This is a genomic window from Pseudomonas sp. TE3-3-F2023, assembly GCF_036784815.1.
Classification (GTDB): Bacteria; Pseudomonadota; Gammaproteobacteria; order Pseudomonadales; family Pseudomonadaceae; genus Aquipseudomonas; species Aquipseudomonas pudica.
On record NZ_CP145113.1, the window covers coordinates 5,375,990 to 5,398,392 of the forward strand.

Sequence of the window (22,403 nt, forward strand, 5' to 3'; positions counted from 1 at the left end):
GAGTCGACAGAAAAACCGCTGGCCAGGCGCAAAAACTCTGTGCTGAAATAGAGATGTTATATTGTAACAATAGAAAAACATCTGCCAAGGAACGCCCCATCCCCATGCTGTACACACCGCTTCGCCTCTCTCCCCTCGCCATCGCGCTGTGGCTGGCCGCATCACCCAGCCACGCCGTGGAACTCGATCCCCAGGTCATCACCGCCAACCCTTTGGGCAACAGCCAACTGGCCGCCCCCAGTACCGTGCTCGAAGGCGACAACCTGCTGCAACAGCAGCACGGCAGCCTTGGTGAAACCCTGAACAAGCAGCCCGGCGTCGCCTCCACCTGGTTCGGCCCAGGCGCCAGTCGCCCGGTAATTCGTGGCCTGGATGGCGACCGCATTCGCATCCTGCGCAATGGCGTCGGCGCCCTGGATGCTTCATCGCTGTCCTACGACCACGCCGTGCCGCTGGACCCGGTGACCGTTGACCGCGTCGAGATCGTCCGTGGCCCGGCTGCCCTGCTCTACGGCGGCAACGCCATCGGCGGCGTGGTCAATACCTTCGACAATCGAATCCCGGATGCTCCCATCGAGGGCATTCAAGGTGCCGGTGAACTGCGCTACGGCGGCGCCGATACCACCCGCAGCAGCGCAGGCAAGCTGGAGGCCGGCAACGGTACCTTCGCCCTGCACCTGGATGCCAACAGCCGCCAGTTCAACGACCTGCGCATCCCCGGTTACGCGCGCAGTTCCAAGGTGCGCGACGCCGACGAACCCGGTAGCAAGCACCGCCTGGAAAACAGCGACGGCCGCCAGGACGGTGGCGCCGTGGGTGGTGCCTACCATTGGGACCACGGTTACGCCGGCCTGTCGTATAGCCGTTACGACAGCAACTATGGCTCGGTGGCCGAGCCGGGTGTGCGCCTGGACATGAAGCAGGACCACTACGCCTTCGCCTCCGAGCTGCGTGACCTGGACGGCCCGTTCACTTCGGTCAAGGTCGATGCCGGTTACACCGACTACGAGCACCGCGAAATCGAAGAAGGCGAGGTTCACACCACCTTCAGGAACAAGGGCTATGAGGCACGTATCGAAGCCCGCCACCAACCGCTCGGGCCGGTAGAAGGCGTGATCGGCGCTCAGGTCAGCCGCAACGAGTTCTCCGCCTTGGGCGAGGAAGCCTTCGTCCCGCACACCGACACCGACAGCCTGGCGCTGTTCATGCTGGAGCAGTGGCAAGCCACCGAGCGCCTGAACCTGAGCCTGGGCGCACGCATGGAACACACCCGGGTCGACCCGGATGCCAAAGGCAACGAAAACTTCGCCGACGCTGACAGCGCCAGCAGCTTCAATGCCTTCAGCCTGTCTTCCGGGGCGGTGTACCAGCTCGACCCGATCTGGTCGCTGGCCGCCAACCTCGGCTACACCGAGCGCGCCCCGACCTTCTACGAGCTGTATGCCAATGGTGCCCACGTGGCCACTGGAGCCTTCGAGGTTGGCGATGCCAGCCTGAACAAGGAAAAAGCCATTTCCGCAGACCTGGCCCTGCGTTTCGACAACGGCACCCACAAGGGCAGTGTCGGGGTGTTCTACAGTCACTTCCGCAACTACATCGGCCTGATCGGCACCGGCAACATTCGCGAGGGGCATGACCACGACCATGACGAAGACGACCATGACCACGATCACGACCATGACGGTTTCCCGGAATACCAGTACCAGGGCGTGCGTGCGCGCTTCTATGGCATCGAGGCCCAGGACCGCTGGCAACTGGCCGAGAACCGTTATGGTAGCTTTGCCCTCGAGCTCTCCGGTGACTACACCCGGGCGAAGAACCTCGACAGTGGCGAGCCGCTGCCACGCATCGCCCCACTGCGCCTGAACAGCGGCCTGGTCTGGGAACTGGACCGCTGGCAGGCGCGGGTCGATGTGCAGCACGCTGCGTCGCAGCATCGCAAACCGGCCAACGAAACCAGTACCGATGGCTACACCACGCTGGGGGCCAGCGTTGGCTACCGCTTCGAAGTTGGCCAGAGCCAATGGCTGGCGTTTGTGCGCGGCGAGAACCTGACTGACCAGACCGTGCGCTATGCCAGTTCGATCCTGCGCGATATCGCCCCAGCGCCGGGACGCAGTGTGGAAGTGGGGCTGCGTACCACTTTCTGAAATTGCGGGGGCGCTTCGCGCCCCTTTCGCCGGCAAGCCAGCTCCCACCGGTATTGCTTCTGCCTCACCTGCAACGCGATCCTGTGGGAGCTGGCTTGCCGGCGATTGGGCTGCAAAGCAGCCCCTCTGCAGCCAATTGTTACCTGTCGAACAACAATCCACTGCGACAATTTGTCTTTTTTTCTTACAACTTCCCCTATATCCTCCCCGCCGCAAGCTGAATCGCTTCATCGAAACCATCTTGTTGCCATATCCATTGAAGGGCCCGCCCTTCGATGCGCTTGCCGTTTATTCAATAATCAAAAGATAGCGCTATCTCATGTTCCAACTGCCCAAAACCTGTTACATCGGCCTTGCACTCAGCGCCCTGGCGGCCCCCTCTGACGCCAGCGAAATGTTCGTCAAAGGATCCCCGTGGATGCTCGGCGACTGGGGTGGCACCCGCAGCGAACTGCTGGAAAAAGGCTACGACTTCACCCTCGGCTACACCGGCGAGATGGGCAGCAACCTGCATGGTGGCTTCGACCACGACCGCACAGCGCGCTACAGCGACCAGTTCACCTTCGGCAGCCACCTGGACCTGGAGAAGATCCTTGGCTGGCACGACACCGAATTCCAGCTGACCATCACCGAGCGTCACGGCGACAACATCAGCAACGACCGCATCAACGACCCGCGTGTCGGCGGCTTCACCTCGGCCCAGGAGGTATGGGGCCGTGGCGAAACCTGGCGGCTGACGCAGATGTGGATCAAGCAGAAGTACTTCGATGGCGCACTGGATGTGAAATTCGGCCGTTTCGGCGAAGGCGAGGACTTCAACAGCTTCCCCTGCGACTTCCAGAACCTGGCCTTCTGCGGTTCGCAGGTAGGCAACTGGGTAGGCGGCATCTGGTACAACTGGCCGGTCAGCCAGTGGGCCCTGCGCGTGCGCTACAACCTCAGCAATGCGCTGTACGCCCAGGTCGGCGTGTTCGAGCAGAACCCCTCCAACCTGGAGTCAGGCAACGGCTTCAAGCTCAGCGGCAGCGGCACCCAAGGCGCGGTAATGCCGATAGAACTGGTATGGAGCCCACAGGTCAATGGTCTGAAAGGGGAATATCGCGCCGGCTACTACTACAGTAATGCCAAGGCACAGGATGTTCTCAAGGACAGCAACGGCCAGCCCGCAGCGCTCAGCGGCGCCGCCTACCGCAGCAGTTCGAGCAAGCACGGCTTGTGGCTCGGCGCCCAGCAGCAGGTGACTTCGCTGGCGTCCGACCAGTCGCGTGGCCTGAGCCTGTTCGCCAACGCCACGATGCACGACAAGAAGACCAATGCCATCGACAACTATGTGCAGGCAGGACTGGTATACAAAGGGCCCTTCGACGCCCGCGCCAAGGACGACATCGGCTTCGCCCTGGCCCGTGTGCACGTCAACCCTGCCTATCGCAAGAACGCGCGCCTGGCCAACCAGGCCATTGGCACCGACGACTATGACAATCCAGGCTTCCTGCCGGTGCAGGACACCGAATACAGCACCGAGCTGTACTACGGCATTCACCTGGCCGACTGGCTCACGGTCCGCCCCAACCTGCAGTACATCCGCCACCCGGGCGGGGTGTCGCAGGTCGATGGCGCCCTGATCGGCGGCTTGAAGATCCAGAGCAGTTTCTAACCCCTTTTTGACCTGACGGAGAACCTACGATGAGCACTGAAGGTGCCAACAATGGAAGCCGCTGGCTACCGCGCCTGATCGGCGCGCTGCTGTTGCTGATGGGCCTGGCCCTGCTGGCCGGCGGCATCAAGCTGAGCCAGCTGGGCGGATCGCTGTACTACCTGATCGCCGGTATCGGCTTTGCCCTGTCGGGCATCCTGCTGCTGGCTCAGCGCCGCCTCGCCCTGGGCCTGTACGGCCTGGTACTGCTGGGCAGCACCGTGTGGGCCCTGCTCGAAGTGGGCCTGGATTGGTGGCAATTGGTGCCACGCCTGGCCATCTGGTTTGCCATCGGCGTGGTCCTGCTGCTGCCCTGGGCGCGTCGTCCACTGATCGGCCCGGCCAGCAAGGCCAACACTGCGCTGCTCGGCGTTGCAGTGGTCGCTTCGGGCGCCTGCGCCCTGGGCAGCCAGTTCACCCACCCCGGTGAAGTGTTCGGCGAACTGGGCCGCGACAGCAGCGAAATGGCCAGCGCTGCCCCGGCCATGCCCGACGGTGAATGGCAAGCCTACGGCCGCACCGAGCACGGCGACCGCTATTCGCCATTGCGCCAGATCACCCCGCAGAACGCCTACCGCCTGGAAGAGGCATGGCGCATCCGTACCGGTGACCTGCCGACCGAAAACGACCCGGTGGAGCTGACCAACCAGAACACCCCGCTTAAGGTCAACGGCATGCTCTATGCCTGCACTGCGCACAGCCGCTTGCTGGCCCTGGACCCGGACACCGGCGCGGAAATCTGGCGCTACGACCCGCAGGTCAAGAGCCCGGTCGGCACCTTCAAAGGCTTTGCCCACATGACTTGCCGCGGCGTTTCGTACTACGACGAAAACCGCTACGTCAGCCGCGACGGCAGCCCGGCACCGAAGATCACCGACGCCGGCCAGGCCGTGGCCCAGGCCTGCCCTCGTCGTCTCTACCTGCCGACTGCGGACGCCCGCCTGATCGCCATCAATGCCGATAACGGCAAGGTCTGCGAAGGCTTCGCCAACCAGGGCGTGATCGACCTTACTACCGGCATCGGCCCGTTCACCGCTGGTGGCTACTACTCCACCTCGCCAGCCGCGATCACCCGTGACCTGGTGATCATCGGTGGCCATGTCACCGATAACGAGTCGACCAACGAGCCATCCGGCGTGATCCGTGCGTACGATGTGCACGATGGCCACCTGGTGTGGAACTGGGACAGCAACAACCCGGACGACACCAAGCCACTGGCTCCCGGCAAGATGTACAGCCGCAACTCGGCCAACATGTGGTCTATCGCCAGCGTCGATGAAGACCTCGGCATGATCTACCTGCCACTGGGCAACCAGACCCCGGACCAGTGGGGCGCCGACCGCACGCCGGGCGCCGAGAAGTACAGCGCCGGCGTGGTCGCACTCGACCTGGCCACCGGCAAGGCTCGCTGGAACTACCAGTTCACCCACCACGACCTGTGGGACATGGACGTCGGCAGCCAGCCGACCCTGGTCCATCTGAAGACCGACGATGGCGTGAAGCCGGCAATCATCGTGCCGACCAAGCAAGGCAGCCTGTACGTGCTCGACCGCCGCGACGGTACGCCGATCGTGCCGATCCGCGAGATCCCCACCCCTCAAGGTGCGGTGAAGGGCGACCACACCTCGCCGACCCAGGCCCGCTCCGACCTCAACCTGCTCGGCCCTGAGCTGACCGAGCAGGCCATGTGGGGCGCCACGCCATTCGACCAGATGCTGTGCCGCATCCAGTTCCGCGAACTGCGTTACGAAGGCCAATACACTCCGCCGTCCGAGCAAGGGTCGCTGGTCTACCCCGGCAACGTCGGTGTGTTCAACTGGGGTAGCGTGTCGGTCGACCCGGTGCGCCAATTGCTGTTCACCTCGCCAAATTACATGGCCTTCGTGTCGAAGATGATCCCGCGTGAGCAGGTGGCCGAGGGCAGCAAGCGCGAAAGCGAGACCAGCGGCGTGCAGCCGAATACCGGCGCGCCGTACGCGGTGACCATGCACCCGTTCATGTCGCCACTGGGCGTCCCGTGCCAGGCCCCGGCCTGGGGCTATGTCGCCGCCATCGACCTGTTCACCAACAAGGTGGTGTGGAAGCACAAGAACGGCACCACCCGCGACAGCACCCCGGTGCCGATCGGCCTGCCGGTTGGCGTACCGAGCATGGGCGGTTCGATCGTCACCGCTGGTGGCGTCGGCTTCCTCAGCGGCACCCTGGACCAGTACCTGCGTGCCTATGATGTGAACAACGGCAAGGAACTCTGGAAAGCCCGCCTGCCTGCGGGTGGCCAGGCCACGCCGATGACCTACACCGGCAAGGATGGCAAGCAGTACGTGCTGGTGACTGCCGGCGGGCATGGCTCGCTGGGCACCAGGATGGGCGACTACATCATCGCCTACAAACTGGCTGAGTAAAGCTGCCGAGCCCCGCCAGCGGGGCTCACCCGCTGTACTTGCCTCATCGCCGGCAAGCCAGCTCCCTCAGGTACTTCACTAGCCTTGAAAGCAGTGGGTCACCAGTGGGAGCTGGCTTGCCGGCGATAGGGCCGGAACAGGCCACCAAAGATCCCCTTCCCTCCTGCCATCATCTACCATTGAAACCCATCCCCCCGCGCCCCATCTAAGCACCATAGTCATTCACGCAGGTGCCCCATGAGCGACCAGCAGGATTTCCCGGAACATCCCGACGAACACAGCGAAGTCGAACACACCACTCCCCAGGCCGAAACCGGCCACGCCCTCGCCCTGCCCGGCCAGCAACTGCCGGACAAGGTCTACGTGATACCGATCCACAACCGTCCATTCTTCCCGGCCCAGGTGCTGCCGGTCATCGTCAATGAAGAACCTTGGGCAGAAACCCTCGACCTGGTGGCCAAGTCGCCAGACCACAGCCTGGCCCTGTTCTTCATGGATACCCCGCCAGAGGACCACCGCCACTTCGATACCTCTGCGCTGCCGCAGTACGGCACGCTGGTGAAGGTGCACCACGCCAGCCGCGAAAACGGCAAACTGCAGTTCGTCGCCCAAGGTCTGACCCGGGTACGCATCCGTACCTGGCTCAAGCACCACCGCCCGCCGTACCTCGTCGAGGTCGAGTACCCGCGCCAGCCCGCCGAGCCGACCGACGAGGTCAAGGCATACGGCATGGCACTGATCAACGCGATCAAGGAACTGCTGCCACTCAACCCGCTGTACAGCGAAGAGCTGAAGAACTATCTCAACCGCTTCAGCCCCAACGACCCGTCGCCACTCACCGACTTCGCCGCCGCACTCACCTCGGCCACCGGCAACCAGTTGCAGGAAGTGCTCGACTGCGTCCCCATGCTAAAGCGCATGGAAAAGGTCCTGCCGATGCTGCGCAAGGAAGTCGAGGTCGCGCGCCTGCAGAACGAGATCTCGGCCGAGGTCAACCGGCAGATCGGCGAGCACCAGCGCGAGTTCTTCCTCAAGGAACAGCTCAAGGTCATCCAGCAGGAGCTGGGCCTGACCAAGGACGACCGCAGCGCCGACCTCGAGCAGTTCGAGCAGCGCCTCGAAGGCAAGACCCTGCCGGACCAGGCGCGCAAGCGCATCGACGAAGAAATGGGCAAGCTGGCCATTCTCGAAACCGGCTCGCCCGAATACGCCGTCACCCGCAACTACCTGGACTGGGCCACCGCCCTGCCCTGGGGCGTTTACGGCAAGGACAAGCTCGACCTCAAGCACGCGCGCAAGGTCCTCGACCAGCACCACGCCGGCCTCGACGACATCAAGGAACGCATACTCGAATTCCTCGCCGTGGGCGCCTGGAAAGGCGAGATCAGCGGCTCGATCGTGCTGTTGGTGGGCCCGCCCGGGGTAGGCAAGACCAGCATCGGCAAATCCATCGCCGAATCGCTCGGCCGGCCGTTCTACCGCTTCAGTGTCGGCGGCATGCGTGACGAGGCCGAAATCAAGGGCCACCGCCGCACTTACATCGGCGCCCAACCCGGCAAGCTGGTGCAGGCACTGAAGGACGTCGAAGTGATGAACCCGGTGATCATGCTCGACGAGATCGACAAGATGGGCCAGAGCTACCAGGGCGACCCTGCTTCAGCACTGCTGGAAACCCTCGACCCGGAGCAGAACGTCGACTTCCTCGACCACTACCTCGACCTGCGCCTGGACTTGTCCAAGGTATTGTTCGTGTGCACCGCCAACACCCTGGACTCTATCCCCGGGCCATTGCTCGACCGCATGGAAGTGATTCGTCTGTCCGGCTACATCACCGAAGAGAAATTGGCCATCGCCAAGCGCCACCTGTGGCCCAAGCAGCTGGAAAAGGCCGGCGTGGCCAAGACCAGCCTCGGCATCAGCGACAGTGCCCTGCGCGCGGTAATCGAAGGCTACGCGCGCGAAGCCGGAGTGCGCCAGCTGGAGAAACAACTGGGCAAGCTGGTGCGCAAGGCCGTGGTCAAGCTGCTGGAGAGCCCCGAAGCCAAACTGAAGATAGGCGCCAAGGACCTTGAAACCGCGCTAGGCATGCCCGTGTTCCGCAGCGAGCAGGTGCTGGCCGGCAAAGGCGTGATCACAGGCCTGGCCTGGACCAGCATGGGCGGCGCCACGCTGCCGATCGAAGCCACCCGCATCCACACCCTCAACCGCGGCTTCAAGCTGACCGGCAAGCTGGGTGATGTGATGAAAGAGTCGGCCGAAATCGCTTATAGCTACGTCAGTTCCAACCTCAAGCAGTTTGGTGGTGACCCAGGTTTCTTCAACGAAGCGTTCATTCATTTGCACGTGCCCGAAGGCGCCACGCCCAAGGACGGCCCGAGTGCCGGTATCACCATGGCCAGCGCCCTGCTGTCGCTGGCCCGAGACCAGGCGCCGAAGAAGGGCGTGGCCATGACCGGCGAGCTGACCCTGACCGGGCAGGTACTGCCGATTGGCGGTGTGCGTGAGAAGGTGATTGCGGCGCGCCGGCAGAAGATCTTCGAGTTGATCCTGCCGGAGCCCAACCGTGGGGACTATGAAGAACTGCCGGACTACCTGCGCGAAGGCCTGACCGTGCATTTCGCCAAGCGCTTCGCCGACGTGGCCAAAGTCCTGTTCTGAGCTGCTCCGGCCCCTTCGCGGGCTTGCCCGCTCCCACAGGGAAATCACAGTTTTCAAGTACTGTGCAATACCTGTGGGAGCGGGCAAGCCCGCGAAGAGGCCGGCACAGGCAACACAAATCTCCTCGATCATCGGTTATCCTCAGGCCATCGTCAGCCTCCGGAGCCAACATGACCGCCCCTCGTCTGCTCGTTCCCCTGAGCTTCGCCCTGATTTCCGCCTGCGCCCAACAGCCTACGCAACCCGTCGAACTGGACGCCGAAAGCGAATGCCCGACACGCCTGCAGGTTGGCCAGGTGCTGACCCTGAGCTTGCCCAGCAATCCATCCACCGGCTACCGCTGGCGCGTCGAGAACCCCGCCTCGAACGTGCTGAAAAGCCTCGGCCCGGAGGTGTACAACGCCCCCGAGGAAGACATGGTCGGCAGCGCTGGTGCCTCTACCTGGCGCTACAAGGCCAGCAGTGTCGGCACATCCCAGTTGCTGCTGCTTTACCAGCAACCCTGGGCCAAAGACGTCGCCCCGGTGCAGACCTTTGAATGCAAAGTTATCGTCCGTTAAGTGCAATCAGCTGCGGTCATATGCCATCTGAACCACTTTCAGGTACTCGCAGAGATCTTGCAACGCGGCCGTGCCATCCGGCAAAGCCATCGTCGGGTCGAGCTTTGCAGCTTGAGCCTGCCACTGCAGCTCCAACTTGCGAAGCTCTTGCAGCCACTCATTCTTCAGTGGCTCGACCCCGGCCAATGCCTTGACAGCATCGCGCTCATCCAGGGCGCTTTCCAAGGTATGCTGAACATGCCGCCGGTCATTCAGTGCCCCCTCGATTCTTGCATCAAGCCGGCTGCGGGCGTTACTCAAGTCACTGAATGTCTTGACACCTTCCAGCACATCAGCATGCTTGTGCAGCTTTTTCGTTGCCGCCTTGAGCACACTCGTATCGATTTTCGGATCCGTAATCAGGCCGATTATCTGGTCAATCTCGTCATCGTTCGGTATCAACCCCTTCAAGGCACTGGCAACAGAAGGCTTTTCCAATACCTCTAGAGCCGCAACAATATCCGCCTGTTTTTGCCGCAATTGAGCCAAACGCTCATCGAACGCCACTACTTGCTGCCTATGCAGGTCGACACGGCTTTCCAGTTCTGGCAATGCCTCGATCAAGGCGGCTAACGAGAAGAGTTCCAGACGCTGATTTTGCCTGACCAATACCGAGTGAAGCTGACTCAGACGGTTCAGAACAGTTGCCAACCTGTGGTGGGTCTCAGCACCTGGTTGGCTTGAAACAAACTGCCGATCCTCCAGCAACACGATAGCGCCTATCAGGCTTTCCTTGAAAGAACGCTCGACTGCCAGCAACAGCACTCGTAACTCACCAAGTTGCTCACGCGCCCGCGGGAGCACTTTCATGCCCCATGCGTCTTCAAGGCTGAATATCTGATCTTGCACTTGCTGCATGCGTACGAAGTCGGGCACAGCGGCTTTGATATCTACTACGTCCATGTCAGGCATCCTCATACTCTTCAACGAGTTCATCAAACAGTTCAGACAAGGTGTGGCAGATGCTCCCTATTTTCCCCCAAGGTCTGATGACTTCCGAAAAATCATGAACGAACGCCTCCAGCTGCATTATGTCCTTCAACTCTTTTGCTTCGTTTACCGAGTTATTGGCGTATGAGGCCATGAACAACCAGAGGTCCGCCAGACGCCGGGTTGCCGATGACAGGTCCTTGCACCTGAACTGCAGGTCCCTGACCAAGGTTGAGATACGCTCGAAGTCCTGAAGGGCCGGCAAGAGTTTGGCCATTTCTTTCGCCAGCTCATCACGCTTCTCGATCAGCGCATTCTTTTCTGCCCGAATGCTTTCGGCTTTGGAACCGAAAACGCCTCCGGTCACGGCTACACCAATCGGTCCGAACAAAAGCCCGGTGAATGCATAGCCCACGTTGGCAGAATAATCGGACGCCAGCTGATCGATCTTTTCATCCCATTCATCGAGTTGCTGCCGCTTTTGCATGACGACTTCACTGGAGGCCTTTTCGTCGAAATGCGTGATCAAGCGCCCCAGGCGAGGCTTGATCTCGCGTTTGATTTCACCATTGAACCAATTGGCGCGGGTATCGACTTCTTCGATCCGGCGCCGAGTGCCTTCGATCTCCCTTACCAATTCGGTAATACCAGGTGCCAGTACTCTGCTTAGCTGTGCCTGCTCATCTTCACTCAACGCCGTGGTATATACGTCGTCACCCTGTTCGGCCCTGGAGCTCTTGATCGCTAGAAACACATCACTGTTTTCCAAATTGTTCAATAGTGTGCTGCCACGCTGTACCAGGCTTTCGGCAAACAGTTCAATTTCCGGACCCAGCTGCTTGATGCTTCGCTCGAGCTCGTCCCATACATCGATATGCCTGTGTAACGCACGATAAAGCTCATACACAAGTGAAGCGTCCAGCCTCAAGGCTGCATAATCAACTTCCTTTTCGACCTGGCCCAAGGTACGCGGCAAATGGTTCACCACATTGGCATACCTCTTTATTGCTTTCAGATTCTCCGCAGTCAACAAGCTGCCTGCTTGCTGACCATTGCTCAATCGGCTTCCAAGGAACTCGAAATAGCGCTTCGGCAGCACTTTAACTTTGCTAAGTGGATCCATTTCATCTACGGTGTACTTTTCCTGGTCAGTTGCGACAGCCATTACTCACCTCAAGATATTGACAACAGCATGCAAATTCATGCATTTGAATTTTGTTTGTTCTCCAGTCTCGATACTGTCGCTTTGATAAAGTAACGATGTGGGAAACTTCGCTTTAGTCTGGGGTAACCGTCCGGCCCTCCTGAAGCATTGCCATGGCAAGACGCGTGGCCTTTGGCTAAAATGCGCCTCCGTTTCACCCTGTATCGAGCCCACCGTGAGCAAACAACCCGACCGCCTTTTCGCCCAGCCCCTGGAGCAAGTGCCCGACTTCGTCTTCAACGAGGATGTGGTGCGTGTGTTCCCGGACATGATCAAGCGCTCGGTACCGGGCTACCCGACCATCGTCGAGAACCTCGGCGTGCTGGCCGCGCGCTTTGCCCAGCCGCACACCGCGCTGTACGACCTGGGTGCGTCGCTGGGTGCCGTTACCCAGTCTCTGCGCCGCCATGTGCGCAGTGACGGCTGCCGGGTGATCGCCGTGGACAACTCCACGGCGATGGTCGAGCGTTGCCGCCAGTACCTCACCGCCCAAGACTCGATGTTCCAGGAACTGCTGCCGGTGCAGGTGCTGGAAGCCGACATCCTGGCCCTGCCCTTCGAGCCCGCCTCGGTGGTGGCGATGAACTTCACCCTGCAATTCATCGCCCCCGACCAGCGCCTGGAGCTGCTCAGCCGTATTCGCCAGGCGCTGTTGCCCGGTGGTGCGCTGATCCTCTCGGAAAAACTGCGCTTCGCCGATCATGAACAGCAGGACCTGCTCAATGAGCTGCACCTGGACTTCAAACGTGCCAATGGCTACAGCGAACTGGAAATTGCCCAGAAGCGCAGCGCCATCGAGAACGTTATGAGGCCCGACACCCTCGAAGCCCACCAGGCGCGCCTGCGCTCAGCCGGCTTCTCGAAGGTGGTGCCCTGGTTCCAATGTCTTAACTTCGCCTCTTTGATTGCCCTCCCATGATCGATCTGTCCCCCCTCGTCCGCCGCCTGGCGGGTACGCCTCTGGCTTCCTGGTCGCAAGGCCTGCAAGCGCAACTGGAAGCCAAGCTGGAAAAGGGCCACGGTGACCTCGACCGTTGGCGCGGTGCGCTGGAAGCCCTGCCCGCCCTGCAACCGAGCGAAATCGACCTGGTCAATGGGCTGCGCCTGGACTGCGATTGCGACGATGCCACCCGTGCGCAGATGCGCCAGGCACTGATGGGCCTGTCGCCTTGGCGCAAAGGGCCATTCGACCTGTTCGGCGTGCATGTGGACACCGAATGGCGTTCGGACTGGAAATGGTCCCGGGTCGGCCCGCACCTGGATCTCAAGGGCAAGCGCGTGCTCGACGTGGGCTGCGGCAACGGTTACTACCAGTGGCGCATGCTCGGTGCCGGTGCCGACATGGTGATTGGCGTCGATCCCAACTGGTTGTTCTTTTGCCAGTTCCAGGCCGTCCAGCAATACCTGCCAGAGCTACCCGCCTGGCATCTGCCCTTCGCCCTGGAAGACCTGCCGGCCAATCTCGAAGGTTTCGACACGGTGTTTTCCATGGGGGTGTTCTATCACCGTCGCTCGCCCATCGAACACCTGCTGGCGCTCAAGGACTGCCTGGTCAAGGGCGGGGAACTGGTGCTGGAAACCCTGGTGATCGAGGGTGACGAAAACCAGGTGCTGGTACCTGAGGACCGCTATGCACAGATGCGCAACGTCTGGTACCTGCCGTCGGTGCCGGCACTGGAACGCTGGTTGCGCCGTGCCGGTTTCAGTGAGGTGCGTTGCGTCGACGTAAGCGTGACCAGCGTCGAGGAACAGCGCAGCACCGAGTGGATGCGCTACCAGTCACTGGGCGACTTCCTTGACCCGAACGACCACAGCAAGACCATCGAAGGCCTGCCGGCCCCTCGCCGCGCCACCCTGCTGGCGCGCAAATAAAAAAGGCGCCCGGATGGGCGCCTGAATACACCTGCGCCGAGGAGCTGTCACGGCGCAGGTGCTGTCACTCAATCCTTGGCCAACTCGCGGGCCTTTTGCTGCGCTTTGCGCTCACGCTCGGCAACGGCCTGTTGCTTGTCGCCATGCAGGCGCTGCTGGTCTTCGCGGAACGCTTGCCAGAATTGTTTCGAACGTTCCGCGCCGCCCTCGGCATAAACACTGGCGCTGCCCAGGGCAAGGGTGGCCAACAGCAGGTATTTGGTCAGGTTCATCGTGGTTGCCTCGTGATAACCGATCAGACAGCGCCATCCTAGCGAGGGCTGGCTAACGGCAAGGTGAGGCGGGGATTACAGTCTTGCAATGTGGCCTTGTTTTACCTGTTCGGGCCCTATCGCCGGCAAGCCAGCTCCCACAGGATCACCACAGGTTTTGAAAACTATGCAGTACCTGTGGGGGCTGGCTTGCCGGCGATAGGGCCCGAACAGACAGCCAGATAACAGCAGCATTACAAATCCGTTATCTGCGCCGCACGCCCTTACTCATGCCGTAACATCCTGCGCCTTGACCCTGATGCCACTACAGGGTCGAGAATCGTCCCCTTTCATCACACCGAGCCCACCCATGCGCCTACTGATCATCGAGGACGAACTGCGTACTGCCGACTACCTGCAACAGGGCCTGCGCGAGAACGGCTACGTGGTCGACTGCGCCCACACCGGCACCGATGGCCTGCACCTGGCACGCCAGCAGCCGTACGACCTGGTCATCCTCGACGTCAACCTGCCCGAACTCGATGGCTGGACCGTGCTGCAGCGGCTACGCGCTGAATCGGCCACGCGCATCATGATGCTTACCGCCCACGGCCGTCTGGCAGACCGGGTCAAGGGCCTGGACCTGGGTGCCGACGATTACCTGCTCAAACCTTTCGAGTTCCCGGAACTGCTGGCCCGCATCCGCAGCCTGCTGCGCCGTAACGACCAGCAATTGCAGCCCAGCACTCTGCGCGTCGCCGATCTGGAGCTGGACCCCGGCCGCCACCGCGCCTACCGCGCCGGCCAGCGTATCGACCTCACCGCCAAGGAATTCGCCCTGCTGCACCTGTTGATGCGCCAGACCGGCGAGGTGCTGTCGCGCACTCAGATCATCTCGCTGGTGTGGGACATGAACTTCGACTGCGACACCAATGTGGTCGAGGTTTCGATCCGGCGCCTGCGGGCAAAGATCGACGACCCGTTCGACAACAAGCTGATCCATACCCTGCGTGGCGTCGGCTACGTGCTCGAGGCACGCTTTTGAAAAACGCGAGCCTGTCACTGCGCCTGGGTTTGAGCGTGACGCTGATGGGCGCCGCACTGGTGCTGCTGCTGGCCTGCCTTGCCGTGTTCGCCCTCGATCACGAACTGGACAGCCGAGCACGCAAGGACCTGGCGCGCAAGATGCTGCAGGTCGAGCACAACCTGCGCGTCGACCTGCGTAGCGAAGATCTGGGCAGCCGCGCCCATCCCTTGCTCGACCTGGTGATGGGGCACGATAACCTCAGCCTCAGCGTGCTGGCCCTCGAAGGCCGCCACCCGCACCTGCTCAGCCTGGGGCCAGCGCTGGAATCGCAGGTAGGCGAGCTGCGCACTGGTGCCCGCCTGGCCTTTCATGCGTGGCGCGACAGCAATGGCAACCAGATACTCACCGTGACCCGGCTGATGCGCCTGCGCGACGACACCCCGGTCAAGGTAATGATGTCGCTCAACCGCGCCGACGACAACGCCCTGCTGCAGGCCTACCTGCACTCCACCTTGCTCGCGCTGCCGCTGCTGCTGTTACTGATCGGGGCCGGTGCCTGGTGGCTGATGCAGCGCGGCCTGAAGCCACTGCGGCACTTCCGGCGCATTGCCGGGCGAGTGTCGGCCCAGGACCTGCAACATCGCCTGCCCGCTACCGGCCTGCCGCTGGAACTGGCAGAGCTGGCCAGCAGCATCAACGTGATGCTCGACCGCCTCGATCAGGGCGTCAGACAGCTGTCACAGTTCTCCGATGATCTGGCCCATGAACTGCGTACACCGTTGAGCAATCTGATGGGCAAGGCGCAAGTGACGCTGGCCCGCGAACGGGACAACGCGAATTACCGGGAAGTGCTGGAAGACAGCATCGAAGAACTGACCCGGCTCAACCGCATCATCAATGACATGCTGTTCCTCGCCCAGGTCGACCAACCCCAGGCCCAGGTCGCGCTCAAGCCCATGGCATTGGCCGACGAGACGGCGCGGGTTGTCGAGTTGTTTGCGTTCAGTGCCGAGCTGAAAGGGGTTGAGTTACGTGTGCATGGCTGGGGGACGGCGCAGGGAGATCGGCTGATGTTTCAGCGGGCACTGTCGAACCTGTTGAGCAATGCCATTCGGCACTGCCCCGATGACAATCCTGTGGAACTGCGTATCGAGCGCATGGGCAGCGAAGTTCGGCTTTCGGTGGAAAACCAGGGGCCTGGTATTGCTGAAGAACACCAGTCGCGCTTGTTCGAACGGTTTTACCGGGTGGGTTCGGGGCGCTCGCGGCTCGAGGGAGGGACCGGGTTGGGGCTGGCGATCGTGAAATCGATCATGCAGTTGCATGGTGGGCGGGTCGAGGTCAGCAGCAGCCCCTTGGGACCTACTCGGTTTACCCTGGTGTTTCCTGCCGATTGATCGGCTGCCTGTACCGGCCTCTTCGCGGGTAAACCCGCTCCCACAGGGGATCGCACACGCCTCAGGCCTGTAGGGTACCTGTGGGAGCGGGTTTACCCGCGAAGAGGCCGGTACAGGCGACCAGCGGTTAGCGCGAAGCCGCCACGATCAGCGCCTTCATCTCGGCCACTGCGGCCTTGAAGCCGACGAACAGCGCATGCGCCACCAGCGCATGGCCGATGTTCAGCTCATTGATGCCTTTGATTGCCGCCACCGCCTCAACGTTGTGGTAATGCAGCCCGTGGCCGGCATTGACGATCAGCCCCTGCCCCACGCCAAACGCCACGCCATCGACGATACGCTTGAGTTCCTCGGCCACTTCGGTCGGGGTCTCGGCATCGGCGTAACGCCCGGTGTGCAGCTCGATGGCAGGCGCGCCAACGCGACGCGATGCCTCGATCTGCCGCTCGTCGGCATCGATGAACAGCGACACTTCAGCACCGGTACGCGAAAGGCGCTCAACCGCAGCCTTGATCCGTGCTTCCTGGCCCGCCACGTCCAGGCCGCCTTCGGTGGTCAGTTCCTGACGTGTTTCGGGTACCAGGCAGATATGCGCCGGGCGGATCTTCTCGGCAAAGGCCATCATCTCTTCGGTGACGCCCATCTCGAAGTTCATGCGGGTCTGCAGTACATCCTTGAGCAGAACCACGTCACGCTCCTGGATGTGCCGGCGGTCTTCACGCAGGTGCACGGTAATACCATCGGCGCCTGCTTCCTCGGCATCCAGGGCAGCCTTGACCGGATCAGGGTAACGCGTGCCCCGAGCCTGGCGCAGGGTCGCCACGTGGTCGATGTTTACGCCGAGAAGCATGCGGTTGCTGTGAGTCACGAAAGGCTCTCCTGAAGATTTAGCCCCACAGCATACGTCGTGATCAGCGCTTGCGAAACAGTTCCCGGCTGACCAGCGGTTTTGCCCCCAGATGAACCGCCAATGCCTGGCGCATCAGGCGCTTGGCAGCGAGCAAGGCACCTGGGGCATCCCAGTCGGCTTCGGCCAGGGCCGCCAGTTCACTGCCGCGGAACAGCCCAGGTTGCACCAGCTCGACCCGCTCCAGGCCGGCATCCACTCGCAAGCGGTACAGGCCATCGGCCGCGATCGGCTGGTCATTGACGTCGTGGTGCAACGAAAACGCATAACCGAGCTCGTCCAACAGCCGCCATTCGAAGGAGCGCAGCAGCGGCTCCAGCGGGCGACCGGCGGCCAAGGCTTGCAAGGTCAGGGTGTAGTGTTCGAACAGCGCCGGAAAAGGCGCTTCGGCTGGCAGCAGGCGCATGAGCAGTTCGTTGAGGTACAACCCGCTGAACAGGGCATCGCCATGCAGCCAGGCGGCGATGCCGGCACTGTCCATGCGACCGACATTCTTCAGCTCGCCACGCCCACGCAGTTCCAGCTCCAGCGGCACGAACGGCCGCACCAGGCTGCCACCCTTGCCACGCGCACGGCGCAGCACGGCGCGCATGCGCCCTTGCGGGGTGAAGAAGTCCACCAGCGCACTGGTTTCTTTGTAGGCACGGCTGTGCAGCACGTAGGCTGGCTGGCCGACAGGTTGTTCCATGGAAAATACGTGCCCCAGGGGTTGCACTGGCCCTTGTAGGAGCGGCCTTGTGTCGCGATAGGGCTGCGCAGCAGCCCCAGCAATTTATGCTGCGAAGCTGAAAATCCGGGGCCGCTTTGCGGCCCTGTCGCGACACAAGGCCGCTCCTGCAGAGACCGGCCGTGCGAGGCTTAGAGGTCGCCGTAGCCCAGCGAACGCAGGGCGCGCTCGTCATCGGACCAGCCGCCTTTCACCTTGACCCACAGATTGAGCATGACCTTGGAGTCGAACAGCACCTCCATGTCCTTGCGCGCCTCGGAGCCGATGCGCTTGATGCGCTCGCCCTTGTCGCCAATGATGATCTTTTTCTGGCCGTCGCGCTCGACCAGGATCAGCGCATGGATGTGCAGCACATGGCCCTGCTGCTTGAATTCTTCGATTTCCACGGTGATCTGGTACGGCAATTCCGCACCCAGCTGGCGCATGATCTTCTCGCGCACCAGTTCGGCAGCCAGGAAGCGGCTGCTGCGGTCGGTGATCTGGTCTTCGGGAAAGAAGTGTTCGTTCTCGGGCAGGTGCTTGGCGATCTGTGCTTCCAGCGCCTGCAGGTTGTGCCCCTGCTGCGCGGAAATAGGCATCACTTCGGCGTTCGGCAACTGTTCCTGCAGCCATTGCAGGTGCGGGATCAATTCGGCCTTCTCTTCCATGCGGTCGGTCTTGTTGACCGCGATGATCAGTGGGCCTGTCACGTACTGCACGCGCTCCAGCACCAGTTGGTCCTCGTCGGTCCATTTGGTGCGGTCGACCACGAAGATCACCACGTCGACGTCCTTCAGGGCCGCCGAAGCATTGCGGTTCATGTAGCGGTTCAAGGCCTTGTCGTTGGCCTTGTGCATACCGGGGGTATCGACGTAAATCGCCTGCACGTCACCCTCGGTCTTGATGCCGAGCATGTTGTGGCGGGTGGTCTGCGGCTTGCGAGAGGTGATCGCCAGCTTCTGGCCGAGGATGTGGTTGAGCAGGGTCGACTTGCCCACGTTCGGGCGGCCGACAATGGCCACGTAGCCGCAGCGGGTCGGGTTGCTATCAGTCATTGCCATTCTCCACGCCCAAGGCGATCAGTGCAGACGCGGCGGCGACTTGCTCGGCAATACGCCGGCTAACGCCCTGGCCACGGCTCTTGTTGTTCAGCAGCACTACTTCGCATTCGACGAAGAAGGTCCGGCAGTGCGGTTCGCCCTGGATATCTACCACTTCGTAACGCGGCAGCTCACAGCTGCGCGACTGCAGGAACTCCTGCAGGCGGGTTTTCGGGTCCTTGTTGGTATCGACCAGGGTCAGGCCTTCGAACTCATCGGCCAGCCAGGCCAGCACGCGCTCCCGGGCCGTTTCCATGTCGGCGTCCAGGTAGATGGCGCCAATCAGCGCCTCCAGGGCGTCGGCCAGGATCGACTCGCGGCGGAAGCCACCGCTCTTGAGCTCACCCGAACCCAGGCGCAGGTGATCGCCCAGATCGAAACCACGGGCCAGGCGGGCCAGGGTCTCACCCTTGACCAGGCGCGCGCGCAAGCGCGACAGCTGGCCTTCGCGGGCCTGCGGGAAGCGCTCGAACAGCGCTTCGCCGGCGACGAAGTTGAGAATGGCATCACCGAGAAACTCCAGGCGCTCATTGTTGCGCCCGGCGTAACTGCGATGGGTCAGTGCCAGGAGCATCTGGTCCTGGTTCTTGAAGGTATAACCGAGCTTTCGCTCCAGACGGGCAAGGGGAGCACTCATGCAGCCACCCGTTCGTTGTTCAACGCGTTGTTCAAATCAACATCCTGAAAGACTGTTTGGCTGTGGCCCGCCGCGATGTGCGGCGAATCTCCCGATCCCTGAGAACACAGCCTATGTCAGAAATGCATTCGGCGCTGCCTGCTGGCCAGCGCCGATGGGTATCAATGGATCAGACCGACCCGCGACAGGTTGGGCAGGTGGCTGAGCTTGGGCTCAGGCCAGCTCATCCACACCGCGAAGGCCTTGCCGACGATGTTCCGGTCCGGAACCATGCCGTGCAGTTCCTTCGGGATGTTAGGGTCATCCCAGTAACGGCTGTCGTTGGAGTTGTCGCGGTTGTCGCCCATCATGAAGTAATGGCCCGCCGGCACGGTCCACTGCTGGTCCGGCGGCATGCGGTAACGGCTCATTTCCTTGCGGATCAGGTGTTCGGCTTCGCCGAGCTTTTCCTTGTACAGCTGGGCGCTGCCCAGAGTGCCCGGCTCGGTGCCCACCAATTGTTCTGCAATCGGCTGGCCGTTGACGAACAACCGCTTGTCGCTGGTGTAGCGCACCACATCGCCTGGCAGGCCGACCACACGCTTGATGTAGTTGACGTTCGGGTCGCTCGGGTAGCGGAACACCATCACATCACCGCGTTGCGGGTCACCCACCTCGATGACCTTCTTGTCGATCACCGGCAGGCGAATACCGTACGAGAACTTGTTCACAAGGATGAAGTCGCCCACTTCCAGGGTCGGCTTCATCGACCCCGAAGGGATCTGGAACGGCTCGACCAGAAACGAACGCAGCACCAGCACGATGAACAGCACCGGGAAGAACGACTTGCCATACTCGACCAGCAACGGTTCCTTGCCCAGGCGCTCGACCACCGCCATCTCGGGCTGGCTGACGCTGCCCTGGTAGTTGGCGATTGCCGCACGCCGGCGCGGGGCCAGGAACAGCAGGTCGATCAAGCCCAGCAGGCCGCAGACGAAGACGGCGATGACTAGCAACAGCGGGAAATTTAGCGACATAGGACCTAGCTATCCAACCTGAGCACGGCGAGGAAGGCTTCCTGTGGAATCTCCACGTTGCCCACCTGTTTCATGCGTTTCTTACCGGCCTTCTGCTTCTCCAGCAGTTTCTTCTTACGGCTGACGTCACCACCGTAGCACTTGGCCAGTACGTTCTTTCTGAGCGCCTTGACGGTTGTCCGCGCGATGATCTGGCCGCCGATAGCTGCCTGGATCGCCACGTCGAACATCTGCCGAGGGATCAGTTCCTTCATCTTCTCGGTCAACGCACGGCCTTTGTAGGCCGCGTTGTCGCGGTGCACGATCAATGCCAAGGCATCGACCTTGTCGCCGTTGATCAGTACATCCAGCTTGACCAGGTTGGCCGACTGGTAGCGATCGAAATGATAGTCCAGCGAAGCATAGCCGCGGCTGGTGGACTTGAGGCGGTCGAAGAAGTCCAGCACCACTTCGTTCATCGGCAGGTCGTAGCGCACCTGCACCTGGCTGCCGAGGAACTGCATGTCGCGCTGCACGCCACGCTTCTCGATGCACAGGGTGATGACGTTGCCCAGGTGTTCCTGCGGCACCAGGATGGTGGCGGTGACGATCGGCTCGCGGAAGTCGGCGACCGCCGAGACATCTGGCAGCTTCGACGGGTTGTCGACGGTGATGGTCTCGCCGGTTTTCAGTTCCAGCTCGTAGATCACGCTTGGCGCCGTAGTGATCAGATCCAGGTCGTATTCGCGCTCCAGGCGCTCCTGGATGATCTCCATGTGCAGCATGCCGAGGAAGCCGCAACGGAAGCCGAAGCCCAGGGCGTCGGAGCTTTCCGGCATGTATTGCAGCGACGAGTCGTTCAGGGTCAGCTTCTGCAGCGCATCGCGGAAGTCCTCGAAGTCGTCGGAGCTGACCGGGAACAGTCCGGCGTAGACCTGCGGCTGGATTTTCTTGAAGCCTGGCAGCACTTCGACCTCAGGGGTCGAGGACAGGGTCAGGGTGTCACCGACCGGGGCACCGTGGATGTCCTTGATGCTGGCGATGATGAAGCCCACTTCGCCGGCCTTCAGGTCGGCAGTCTGGGTGTGTTTCGGGGTGAACACGCCCACGCTGTCGACCAGGTGCACCTTGCCGGTGGACTTGACCAGGATCTTGTCGCCTTTCTTGACGCGGCCGTGGCGCACGCGCACCAGAGAGACCACGCCCAGGTAGTTGTCGAACCAGGAGTCGATGATCAGCGCCTGCAGCGGCGCCTCGATATCGCCTTCCGGCGCGGGGATGGTCTGTACCAGGCGCTCGAGAACCTCGTCGACGCCCATGCCGCTCTTGGCACTGCAGGCCACGGCGTCGGTGGCGTCGATGCCGATGATCTTCTCGATCTCGTCCTTGACGCGATCCGGATCGGCCTGGGGCAGGTCCATCTTGTTCAGTACCGGCATGACCTCAAGGCCCTGCTCGATGGCGGTGTAGCAGTTGGCAACGGACTGGGCCTCGACGCCCTGGCCGGCATCCACCACCAGCAGCGCACCTTCACAAGCCGCCAGCGAACGCGAAACTTCGTAGGTGAAGTCGACATGGCCGGGGGTATCGATGAAGTTCAGCTGGTAGACCTTGCCGTCCTGCGCCTTGTAATTGAGCGTGACGCTGTGGGCCTTGATGGTGATACCGCGCTCACGCTCCAGGTCCATGGAATCGAGCACCTGGGCTTCCATCTCGCGTGCCGACAGGCCACCGCACATCTGGATGAAACGGTCGGCCAGCGTCGACTTGCCATGGTCGATGTGGGCGATGATGGAGAAATTGCGGATATGACTCAAATCACTCACGGGTCAACACTCGAAAAGGCTGCGAGCCGGACGCCCGCCGAAAAATAGC

Annotated in this window: 18 protein-coding genes; 9 read left to right on the forward strand and 9 right to left on the reverse strand. The window is 61.9% G+C overall.

The window, feature by feature from the left end; translation table 11 throughout:
* Positions 1-104: 104 nt before the first annotated feature.
* The 5 genes from V3314_RS24615 to V3314_RS24635 all read left to right on the forward strand — a co-directional run bounded on the left by V3314_RS24615 (position 105) and on the right by V3314_RS24635 (position 9,463).
* Positions 105-2,150: a TonB-dependent receptor gene (locus V3314_RS24615; RefSeq protein ID WP_284386002.1), complete on the forward strand. Its 2,046-nt coding sequence runs from the start codon at positions 105-107 to the stop codon at positions 2,148-2,150.
* A 319-nt stretch (positions 2,151-2,469) separates the two neighbouring features.
* Positions 2,470-3,804 carry a carbohydrate porin gene (locus tag V3314_RS24620; protein ID WP_338459746.1) on the forward strand — a complete coding sequence of 445 codons (1,335 nt, stop codon included), beginning with the start codon at positions 2,470-2,472 and terminating at the stop codon, positions 3,802-3,804.
* 29 nt (positions 3,805-3,833) lie between these two features.
* On the forward strand, positions 3,834-6,245 hold the full coding sequence (locus V3314_RS24625; RefSeq protein WP_046614777.1) for a glucose/quinate/shikimate family membrane-bound PQQ-dependent dehydrogenase: 2,412 nt from the start codon (positions 3,834-3,836) through the stop codon (positions 6,243-6,245).
* A gap of 237 nt (positions 6,246-6,482) precedes the next feature.
* Entirely contained in the window at positions 6,483-8,903 is a 2,421-nt protein-coding gene (lon, locus tag V3314_RS24630; protein ID WP_338459748.1) for an endopeptidase La, read from the forward strand.
* A 170-nt stretch (positions 8,904-9,073) separates the two neighbouring features.
* Positions 9,074-9,463: a protease inhibitor I42 family protein gene (locus V3314_RS24635; RefSeq protein ID WP_338459749.1), complete on the forward strand. Its 390-nt coding sequence runs from the start codon at positions 9,074-9,076 to the stop codon at positions 9,461-9,463.
* A 6-nt stretch (positions 9,464-9,469) separates the two neighbouring features.
* On the opposite strand, the gene V3314_RS24640 is transcribed toward V3314_RS24635, so the two are convergent.
* Both V3314_RS24640 and V3314_RS24645 read right to left on the reverse strand, forming a co-directional pair.
* Positions 9,470-10,405, reverse strand: a complete 936-nt coding sequence (locus V3314_RS24640; protein ID WP_085601577.1) for an alpha-xenorhabdolysin family binary toxin subunit B — start codon at positions 10,403-10,405, stop codon at positions 9,470-9,472.
* Between the two features lies 1 nt (position 10,406).
* Complete coding sequence (locus tag V3314_RS24645; RefSeq protein ID WP_284385999.1) at positions 10,407-11,597, reverse strand: alpha-xenorhabdolysin family binary toxin subunit A; 1,191 nt, start codon at positions 11,595-11,597, stop codon at positions 10,407-10,409.
* Between the two features lie 214 nt (positions 11,598-11,811).
* On the opposite strand from V3314_RS24645, the gene cmoA reads away from it, so the two are divergent.
* A complete protein-coding gene (gene cmoA, locus V3314_RS24650) occupies positions 11,812-12,555 on the forward strand; it encodes a carboxy-S-adenosyl-L-methionine synthase CmoA (protein WP_196188293.1) in 744 nt (247 codons plus the stop codon).
* Positions 12,552-13,508, forward strand: a complete 957-nt coding sequence (gene cmoB / locus V3314_RS24655; protein ID WP_085601580.1) for a tRNA 5-methoxyuridine(34)/uridine 5-oxyacetic acid(34) synthase CmoB — start codon at positions 12,552-12,554, stop codon at positions 13,506-13,508. Before cmoA ends, cmoB begins: the two co-directional genes overlap by 4 nt.
* Positions 13,509-13,576: 68 nt before the next feature.
* Here cmoB and V3314_RS24660 read toward each other — a convergent pair whose 3' ends face one another.
* Positions 13,577-13,780, reverse strand: a complete 204-nt coding sequence (locus V3314_RS24660; RefSeq protein ID WP_108481787.1) for a hypothetical protein — start codon at positions 13,778-13,780, stop codon at positions 13,577-13,579.
* Between the two features lie 349 nt (positions 13,781-14,129).
* Here V3314_RS24660 and V3314_RS24665 point away from each other — a divergent pair, with 349 nt between their 5' ends.
* The gene (locus tag V3314_RS24665; protein WP_003258489.1) at positions 14,130-14,804 is read left to right on the forward strand and encodes a heavy metal response regulator transcription factor; all 675 of its coding nucleotides are present in this window, start codon (positions 14,130-14,132) and stop codon (positions 14,802-14,804) included.
* Positions 14,801-16,183: a heavy metal sensor histidine kinase gene (locus V3314_RS24670; protein WP_196173693.1), complete on the forward strand. Its 1,383-nt coding sequence runs from the start codon at positions 14,801-14,803 to the stop codon at positions 16,181-16,183. Before V3314_RS24665 ends, V3314_RS24670 begins: the two co-directional genes overlap by 4 nt.
* A gap of 127 nt (positions 16,184-16,310) precedes the next feature.
* Here the strand turns inward: V3314_RS24670 and pdxJ are convergent, their stop codons facing one another.
* The 6 genes from pdxJ to lepA form a co-directional block, all read right to left on the reverse strand.
* Positions 16,311-17,051: a pyridoxine 5'-phosphate synthase gene (pdxJ, locus tag V3314_RS24675; RefSeq protein ID WP_015271593.1), complete on the reverse strand. Its 741-nt coding sequence runs from the start codon at positions 17,049-17,051 to the stop codon at positions 16,311-16,313.
* Between the two features lie 43 nt (positions 17,052-17,094).
* On the reverse strand, positions 17,095-17,778 hold the full coding sequence (recO, locus tag V3314_RS24680; protein ID WP_108481306.1) for a DNA repair protein RecO: 684 nt from the start codon (positions 17,776-17,778) through the stop codon (positions 17,095-17,097).
* A 170-nt stretch (positions 17,779-17,948) separates the two neighbouring features.
* The gene (era, locus tag V3314_RS24685; protein WP_015271595.1) at positions 17,949-18,851 is read right to left on the reverse strand and encodes a GTPase Era; all 903 of its coding nucleotides are present in this window, start codon (positions 18,849-18,851) and stop codon (positions 17,949-17,951) included.
* Positions 18,844-19,533: a ribonuclease III gene (gene rnc, locus V3314_RS24690; RefSeq protein WP_003258487.1), complete on the reverse strand. Its 690-nt coding sequence runs from the start codon at positions 19,531-19,533 to the stop codon at positions 18,844-18,846. Before rnc ends, era begins: the two co-directional genes overlap by 8 nt.
* Positions 19,534-19,694: 161 nt before the next feature.
* Positions 19,695-20,549, reverse strand: a complete 855-nt coding sequence (gene lepB, locus V3314_RS24695) for a signal peptidase I (protein ID WP_046614787.1) — start codon at positions 20,547-20,549, stop codon at positions 19,695-19,697.
* A 5-nt stretch (positions 20,550-20,554) separates the two neighbouring features.
* On the reverse strand, positions 20,555-22,354 hold the full coding sequence (lepA, locus tag V3314_RS24700) for a translation elongation factor 4 (protein WP_025340425.1): 1,800 nt from the start codon (positions 22,352-22,354) through the stop codon (positions 20,555-20,557).
* Positions 22,355-22,403 lie beyond the last annotated feature (49 nt).

What these genes read in the sequence shown, in the direction of transcription:
- V3314_RS24615 (WP_284386002.1), top strand. Translation starts at nt 105, where the DNA reads ATGCTGTACACACCGCTTCGCCTCTCTCCCCTCGCCATCGCGCTGTGG.
- V3314_RS24620 (WP_338459746.1), top strand. Translation starts at nt 2,470, where the DNA reads ATGTTCCAACTGCCCAAAACCTGTTACATCGGCCTTGCACTCAGCGCC.
- V3314_RS24625 (WP_046614777.1), top strand. Translation starts at nt 3,834, where the DNA reads ATGAGCACTGAAGGTGCCAACAATGGAAGCCGCTGGCTACCGCGCCTG.
- lon (WP_338459748.1), top strand. Translation starts at nt 6,483, where the DNA reads ATGAGCGACCAGCAGGATTTCCCGGAACATCCCGACGAACACAGCGAA.
- V3314_RS24635 (WP_338459749.1), top strand. Translation starts at nt 9,074, where the DNA reads ATGACCGCCCCTCGTCTGCTCGTTCCCCTGAGCTTCGCCCTGATTTCC.
- V3314_RS24640 (WP_085601577.1), bottom strand. Translation starts at nt 10,405, where the DNA reads ATGGACGTAGTAGATATCAAAGCCGCTGTGCCCGACTTCGTACGCATG.
- V3314_RS24645 (WP_284385999.1), bottom strand. Translation starts at nt 11,597, where the DNA reads ATGGCTGTCGCAACTGACCAGGAAAAGTACACCGTAGATGAAATGGAT.
- cmoB (WP_085601580.1), top strand. Translation starts at nt 12,552, where the DNA reads ATGATCGATCTGTCCCCCCTCGTCCGCCGCCTGGCGGGTACGCCTCTG.
- V3314_RS24660 (WP_108481787.1), bottom strand. Translation starts at nt 13,780, where the DNA reads ATGAACCTGACCAAATACCTGCTGTTGGCCACCCTTGCCCTGGGCAGC.
- V3314_RS24665 (WP_003258489.1), top strand. Translation starts at nt 14,130, where the DNA reads ATGCGCCTACTGATCATCGAGGACGAACTGCGTACTGCCGACTACCTG.
- recO (WP_108481306.1), bottom strand. Translation starts at nt 17,778, where the DNA reads ATGGAACAACCTGTCGGCCAGCCAGCCTACGTGCTGCACAGCCGTGCC.
- era (WP_015271595.1), bottom strand. Translation starts at nt 18,851, where the DNA reads ATGACTGATAGCAACCCGACCCGCTGCGGCTACGTGGCCATTGTCGGC.
- rnc (WP_003258487.1), bottom strand. Translation starts at nt 19,533, where the DNA reads ATGAGTGCTCCCCTTGCCCGTCTGGAGCGAAAGCTCGGTTATACCTTC.
- lepB (WP_046614787.1), bottom strand. Translation starts at nt 20,549, where the DNA reads ATGTCGCTAAATTTCCCGCTGTTGCTAGTCATCGCCGTCTTCGTCTGC.